This is a genomic window from Intrasporangium chromatireducens Q5-1 (genome assembly GCF_000576575.1).
Classification (GTDB): Bacteria; Actinomycetota; Actinomycetes; order Actinomycetales; family Dermatophilaceae; genus Intrasporangium_A; species Intrasporangium_A chromatireducens.
This window is the reverse complement of record NZ_AWQS01000192.1, coordinates 1-7,280: the sequence shown is the minus strand read 5'-3', so window position 1 is coordinate 7,280 and position 7,280 is coordinate 1. Positions and strand designations below refer to the sequence as shown.

Genomic DNA, 7,280 nt, shown 5'->3' with positions numbered 1-7,280 from the left:
TCGTGCGATGCGAGATGTCATGGTCACGCCGTGCACGGGTCACGACTCCGTCTGGACGGGCTCGCAGGTCGGAGCCAAGCCCCTTGTGGCTCCCGCCTACATAGAAGGAGACGCGCTCACCGCCGTTCGTACGCCACGCGCCTCCATCCAGTTTGAGACCATCAACCGAACCGTTTACGCGGCTGAGACCCCACACCCCGTATGTCAACGGAATCCGCAGCAATCCCTTGCCATCTCCCCAGGAAGGAGAAGGGAACTAGGCCTGTCACTGCCCATGCATGCGATGTGTCGACGCATAACCAATGAGGCGCCTTCACCGTCCCTTCTCAGAAGAAGGCTCAGCAAGTGTTCATGGTCCCGGGCGTGAGCCATCAGTTCGCCTCGCTCCGCAAGCTTCTGCAGGCCGTGGAGGCGGCCGCGAGTATGCAGAGCACCAACGGCGGCGACGGCATGTTGATTGCCCGATATGGCCAACAGTTGTAGATGGAAAGTCCGGTCGACTTGCACGTAAGCAATCAAGTCGCCCTCACCCGCCAACCGCTGAAGGTCAAAGGCATGTTTCCGCAGATGCTCGAACGCTCCACGTCGTTGTTCATCCCAGAATTGAGCAATGTGCCCTACGATCGGAACCTCAATAAGTATGCGTAGATCGACGATTTCGTCGAACTCCTCACTGCTCAACTCGATTACCTTGAAACCCTTGCGCGGAATCACTTCAACGAGCCGTTCTAGGGCCAGCTCGTGCATCGCTTCTCTGACAGGCGTTGGTGAAACCCGAAGGCGAGCAGCTAAGACCGGTGCGGAATACACGATGTTCGGCTCCATTTGCCCGCTGAGGATGGCGGCTCTTATCAGGTTGGCGACCTGATCGCGCAGATTTGCGATCGGGTCGACAGCTTCAATGTCCAGCGAACAGATGGGGTCGCCGGGGGGTCCTTTTGCCATTGGCCTGGCCATTCCACTCCCTCAATGCGCCGTCACTGGTGACCAAAGCGCCCGTTGAGTGATCTGCGCGAACACGGCGCTCATCCGTACCACCAACCAGCGGTCGCACTTCCCGGTCGGGTACCTGCCGTGATCGGGTCCAGACCCATCACCTGGCCGTCTGTCCAGCGGACTCCGAGGGGCGAGAGCATCGTCAGTCGTAGGAGGCCGACTGGACGAGAAGCGCGTCGACCGAGACGCCACGATCGAGATTGACGAGGTATTCGACTGTGGCGGCCAGGTTCTCGACGTTGATCACGAGGTCTGGGTCCATCTCCGGCGTCGCCTCCCAACGCATCGGCGTGTCGGTCGGTCCGGGACAGATCGGGACGACACGGATGCGTTCGGGCGCGAGTTCGACAGCGAGGGCACGCGCCATACCGAGAACGCCCGCCTTGGCCGCTGAGTAGGCCACGACCGGGTAGCCCTTCAGCGCTGTCTTCGAGGTCATGAGGACGAGGCTCGGGTTGTCGCTGGCCCGGAGCAGCGGAAGCGTGGCTTGTGCCACGTGGAAGGCCGAGCTGAGGTTGGCGGAGATCGTGTCCGCCCAGTCCTGCTCGCTCGTCTCGTCGAAGGATCGCATCAGGCTGCGTCCTACGGTGTGGACCACGATGTCGAGCCGCGGACCGATGAGGCCGACCGCAGTTCTCACCTGTTCCCGGCTCGTCGCGTCCAAGGGGAGGACGGCACAGCGCCCACCCGTACTGCGGATCTCGGCCGCGACGGCCTCGAGGTGGTCTTTCGTCCGGCCGGCAAGGTGCACGTGGGTACCAGAGGCGGCCAGCCTCTGCGCGACGGCACGGCCCATTCCTTGGCCGGCGCCGACGACAAGGGCGGTGCGCGTCATGGAGGTCTCCTTCGTTCGGTGATGTGTGGGTGTCAGCTCTGTGGTCGGTGCAGTAGGGGCGCGGTCGCCGGTTCACCCAGGGTTCGCAGCCGGCCAGTTCTCGAGCAGGTCGATGAGGGTGCGCACCCCGTATCCGGTTGCCCGGGCGTCCGGTCCGGCGCCCGACATCGCCGGACCTGCGATGTCGAGGTGGGCCCACGGGACCGTCGGCGGCACGAACGCGCCGAGGAACAGTGCGGCGGTGAGCGCCCGTCCGGTGTCGGTGCCCGGGTGGTTGCGCAGGCTGGCCCCCGGTGCCCGGGACCGGGTCTGGTCCCGGTACCGGGGTGCCCAGGGCAACGGCCAGAGCGGCTCGCCGGCCCGCTTGGCCGCCTCGAGGACGCGTTGGCCCAGGGTGTCGTCGCGGGCGATGAGGGCGCCGATCTCCGGACCGAGGGCTGTGACTGCCTGGTAGGTCAGGGTCGCCACGTCGATGACAGCGGCAGCCAGCGTGGCGGGGTCGACGGTCTGCCCGCTTGCCCGGGTCGGGGCGCCGGCCGCGAGTGCGAGGGCATCGGCCATCAGCACCCGGCCCTCGAAGTCGGTGTCGACCACCTCGACACGCGTGCCGTCTAGCATCGTGATGATGTCGCCGGGGCGGGTGGCGCCCGGTCCGGGCAGGTTCTCGGCGAGCGGCAGGTAGCCGCGAACCGGGATGGAGGCGCCGAGGTCCCGCAGCGCGCTCATGGCGGCGAGCACGGTCACGGCGCCGGCCTTGTCGCTGTGCATGCCGACCATCGCGGCGGCCGACTTCATCGAGAGGCCTCCGCTGTCGAAGGTGACCCCCTTGCCGATCAGGCAGATCGGCTGTTGGACGTCCGCATCGGCGCCGGCGGGGTCGTACTCCAGCTCGACGAGACAGGGCGGGTTGGGCGATCCGGCGCCAACCGCAAGGATGCCCCCCATGCCGGCGGCAGACAGGTCGCCGCTGTGCCAGACGCGGGCCGACAGGCCGCATTCCTCAGCGATCTGGACGGCACGGCTGGCCATCACCTCCGGGGTGACCTCGCTCGCGCGGGCATCGACGAGGTCGCGCGCCAGGGCGGTGGCTCGGGCATCGACGAGCGCCCGGGAGCGGGCGTCCTCGAGGTCGAGGCCGTGCGGCAGTCCAGTCAGATGGACACGTGCCGCCGCCGCAGCCGTCGGGCCGCCGAGTCCATCGATCAGTCCCAGGACGGCCAATCGAAGCGCCCGCTCGGGTGGCACGCGGGTGTCCCAGAGCACGGTGAGGTCCACCAGTGTGTCCTGCGAACGGGCCCACTTGTGGGTCCGCAGCGAGCGACCCATCAGCCTGGACCAACGGTGGATCTCTTCGCAGACCGAGTCGAGTCCGGTGTCGTCACGGTCGCGCCATGCAGGGGACGGGACGTGCAGGACCGTGTGGGCCCCGTCGCTGATGAGGTGCTCGGGAAGGCCATCTGCGGCGACGACCACCCGAAGGGCCCCCTCGCCGCACCGAGCGGCGGTCCCAGGGACGAGCGAGATCGCGGTCTCCATGCAGGTCCACCTTCCGTCCTCGGGATGCACTGGCGACACGACTGCAGAGCATCCTTGGGCCGCCCTCGAGGGCACGGTGCCCGCAGCCCATCGGTCCGCCTCGTGGCTGGGCCGCCCGCACTGTCACTTGGATCGGCGCTTCCTAACCTGACGGCACCCGGACGGAAGGAAGCAACAGTGGGTCAGCAACGCGTCTCGATGGACATCGGCGGCACCTTCACCGACGTCATTACCTATGACGAGGAACTGGGAAGTTATCGGGCGGGGAAGGCCTCGACCACCCCTCACGACCTGACCGAAGGCGTCGTGGCTGCCCTCGGCTCGCTGGTCGAGGACCCGGCAGACATCTCCTTCCTCGTGCACGGCACGACCCAGGGACTCAATGCCTTTCTCACGCGCCGCGGTGAGCGAGTGCTCCTGCTCGCCACCGAGGGGGCGAGCCACCAGCTGCACATCGCGCGCGGACCGCGGTGGCGGCTTTACGACCTGCATTACCGGAAGCCGGAGCCACTCGTCCCGCTTACCGACATCGTCCCCATCCCCGGCCGATTCTCCGCCGAGGGCGAGGAGATCGTGCCGCTCGACGAGGAGGCCGTCCGGCACGCGGCGGTTCGGGCACGGGCCGAGGGCATCACGGCGATCGCCGTCGGCTACCTCTACAGCTTCCGGTCTCCGGAGCACGAGCTGCACACCCGTGAGATCCTCCGAGAGGAGCTGGGCCCGGACGTGACGATCAGCCTCTCCCACGAGGCGGCGCGGGAGTGGCGCGAGTACGAGCGAAGCTCGTCCGCCACCATCGAGGCCTACACGGGACCGGTCGTCCGTCGCTACCTGACCCGGCTCGAGGAGGAACTCGACCGGCGAGGGCTCGCGGTGCCGCTTCACGTCATGCAGTCCTCCGGTGGCATCCTGACGGTCGAGTCGGCCCGGCAACGACCGCTGCAGACCCTGCTCTCCGGCCCGGTCGGTGGCGCCATGGGCGGCGTCGCGCTCGGGGAGATGCTCGGCCGCGCCAACCTGATCTGTGTCGACATGGGTGGCACGTCCTTCGACGTCTCCCTCGTCGTCGACGGGGAGCCGGACGTGACTCCGGAGACGCACCTCGAAGGCCTGCCGATCCTCATGCCAGTGGTGAACATCCACACTGTAGGCGCCGGCGGTGGGTCGATCGCCTGGCTCGAGCAGGGGGGTCTGCGCGTGGGGCCACAGTCGGCCGGCGCCTCTCCGGGCCCGGCCTGCTACGGCCGCGGCGGTACCGACCCAACGGTGACCGATGCCAATCTGGTCCTCGGTCGTGTCGACCCGGCCTGGTTCGCCGGGGGCCAGATGGATCTCGACCTCGAGGCCGCCCGGACCGCCGTGGCCGAGCTCGGTGGGCAACTCGGACTTGCGCCCGACGCCATGGCCGAAGGGATCTGTGATGTCGCGAACGCGAAGATGGCGCAGGCCATCCGCACCATCACGGTCGCCCGTGGGATCGAGCCGCGCGACTTCACCCTCGTGGCGTTTGGCGGCGCCGGGCCGATGCACGCTGCCTTTCTGGCACAGGAACTGGGGATCCGCGACGTCGTGATCCCCAGCTTCCCGGGCGCCTTCTCGGCCTGGGGAATGCTACAGACCTCCATCCGGACCGACGAGGCGGAGGCCTACTTCTTCCGGGACGAGGACCTTGACCGCGCGGACCTCTCCGCCCACCTGGCGGCCATGGAGGACCGGGCGCACGACTTTCTCGCACACGAGGGCGTCCCGAATGAGGCGCGCAGCGTGGCACATGCCCTCGACGTCCGCTATGTCGCCCAGGAGTACACGCTGACGGTTCCCCTGGTCGGCGCCGAAGAAGCCGGCGATCCGGAGTTCCTGCCTGCGCTGGCTGACCGCTTTGCGCACATGCACGAGGGCCGGTTCGGACATGCCAATCCAGGCGCGCCGATCGAGATCGTCACACTCCGCACGACCGGTTTCGGAGATCTCGGCCGAGCCAAGCCCGCAGCACCAGAGATCGTCGCTGACGCCGCGCCGCGGTCGACTCAGCACGTCGTCTTCGGCGGGCGCCGACAGCCCGCCACCGTGGTCCGACGCTCGGGACTTGCCCCCGGCGACCACCTACCGTCGCCGGCCGTCGTCCTCGAGGAGACGGCAACGACCGTCGTGCCGCCCGGCTTCCTCGTGGCGGTGGATGACTACGGCAACCTCGTTCTGACCCAGGAGGCAGCGCTGTGAGCGCCCAGACCGACCCCGTGACCGTCGAGATCATCCGCAACGCGCTCTCATCGGCAGCCGATGACATGAACGCCTCGCTGATCCGGTCCGCCTACACCCCCGTCATCTACGAAGGCGGTGACTGCGTCGTCGCCCTACTCGATGATCAGCACCAAGTGCTCGGTCAGTCGGCGGGGTTGCCGATCTTCCTTGGCAATCTCGAGACGTGCACGATCGCGACCGAGGAGACGTTCGGCCGCGACGTCTGGCAGCCCGGTGACGTCTGGATTCTCAACGACAGCTACCTCGGTGGCACCCACCTCAACGACGTGACGATCTTCGGTCCGGTCTTCGTCGACGAGACCCTCATCGGCTTCACGGCCTCCCGCGCACACTGGATCGACGTGGGGGCCAAGGACCCCGGCGGATCGATGGACTCGACCTCGATCTTCCAAGAGGGCCTGCGGCTCGGGCCGCAGAAGCTCGTCGAGCGGGGCCGGCCCGTGCACGCCGTCATGGACACCATCGCGCGCAACGTCCGCTTCCCCTACCCGACCACCGGTGACATGCACGCGATGATCGCCTGCATCGAGATGGGGCAGACCCGCCTGGCCGAGATCGTCGACCGCTTCGGGCTCGAGACCGTGCGTGCGGCCCGGGACGACATCTTCGAGCAGACCGAGAGGTTCGAGCGCGCCGCGATCACAGCCATCCCCGACGGCGTCTATGAGGCAGAGGGCTTCCTCGACAACGACGGGATCGACCTCGAGACGCCGATCCGCGTGCACCTGCGCATCACGGTCGCCGGCGACTCGATCGACTTCGACGTGCGCGAGTCTGCCGACCAGACCGTGGGTCCGGTCAACTGTGGTGTGGCGCAGACGATCTCCGCCTGCCGGGTCGGCTACAAGCTGCTCATCAGTCCGGATGTGCCCGGCAACGGCGGCTCGTTCCGCCCGATGACCGTGCAAGTCCGCGAGGGGTCGATATTCGGCGCAGTCGCGCCGGCCGCCTGCCAGTGGTACTTCTCGCACCTCGGCCTGCTGATCGACCTTGTCGCCCAGGCTCTGGCGCCGGCGCTGCCGAGCCGGGTGGCGGCCGCGAGCCACGGCGACTCGATGATCGTCATGCTCGCCGGCCACGATCCGCGGGTGGGACGCGACTACGTCAGTCTCGAGGCGACCCTGGGTGGCTGGGGTGCCTGGCACGGCTCGGACGGCGAGAGTGCCTTGATCAACAACGTCAACGGGTCGCTGAAGGACCTGCCGATCGAGGTGTTCGAGTCTCGCTTCCCGCTGCGCATCCGCGACTATGCGCTGCGCGAGGACAGTGCAGGCGCCGGCCGGTGGCGCGGCGGCGTCGGGGTCGTGCGCGAGTACGAGGCGCTGCACGACTGCACGATCTCCCTGTGGTTCGAGCGCTCCGTCACGCCGCCATGGGGGCTGCAGGGCGGTTCGGCCGGGGTCGGGCCGGAGGTCATCGTCAACCCGGGCACTGCCGAAGAACGGCGCCTGCTCAAGTGCAACGGGCTGCGCCTGCGCCGGGGTGACCGGGTCCGTTGCCTGACGAGCGGCGGTGGCGGGTACGGCGACCCCGCCGAGCGGGACCGCGACGCCGTCGCAGCCGACCTCGCCGCCGGCCTCGTCAGCCGCGACGCCGCCGCGTCCGTCTACCAGCTGCAGCAGGGCTGAGCAGGCGGGTCGAGCGCAAGGAC

At 68.2% G+C, this 7,280-nt stretch carries 5 protein-coding genes; 2 read left to right on the top strand and 3 right to left on the bottom strand.

All coding sequences use genetic code 11. The annotated features are described in order from the left end of the window. Positions 1–204: 204 nt before the first annotated feature. The 3 genes from N864_RS24250 to N864_RS17020 form a co-directional block, all read right to left on the bottom strand. Positions 205–957 (bottom strand): GntR family transcriptional regulator, encoded by a 753-nt coding sequence (locus N864_RS24250; RefSeq protein WP_155892988.1) that lies wholly within the window; start codon positions 955–957, stop codon positions 205–207. A gap of 181 nt (positions 958–1,138) precedes the next feature. Next, the gene (locus tag N864_RS17025; RefSeq protein WP_051518726.1) at positions 1,139–1,831 is read right to left on the bottom strand and encodes an SDR family NAD(P)-dependent oxidoreductase; all 693 of its coding nucleotides are present in this window, start codon (positions 1,829–1,831) and stop codon (positions 1,139–1,141) included. Between the two features lie 72 nt (positions 1,832–1,903). Next, positions 1,904–3,367, bottom strand: coding sequence for a leucyl aminopeptidase family protein (locus N864_RS17020; protein ID WP_051518725.1), 1,464 nt, complete (start codon positions 3,365–3,367; stop codon positions 1,904–1,906). A 177-nt stretch (positions 3,368–3,544) separates the two neighbouring features. Here N864_RS17020 and N864_RS17015 point away from each other — a divergent pair, with 177 nt between their 5' ends. Continuing rightward, positions 3,545–5,587 (top strand): hydantoinase/oxoprolinase family protein, encoded by a 2,043-nt coding sequence (locus N864_RS17015; RefSeq protein WP_240474373.1) that lies wholly within the window; start codon positions 3,545–3,547, stop codon positions 5,585–5,587. Further along, positions 5,584–7,257, top strand: a complete 1,674-nt coding sequence (locus tag N864_RS17010) for a hydantoinase B/oxoprolinase family protein (protein ID WP_034719636.1) — start codon at positions 5,584–5,586, stop codon at positions 7,255–7,257. Before N864_RS17015 ends, N864_RS17010 begins: the two co-directional genes overlap by 4 nt. The last annotated feature ends 23 nt before the right edge of the window (positions 7,258–7,280 follow it).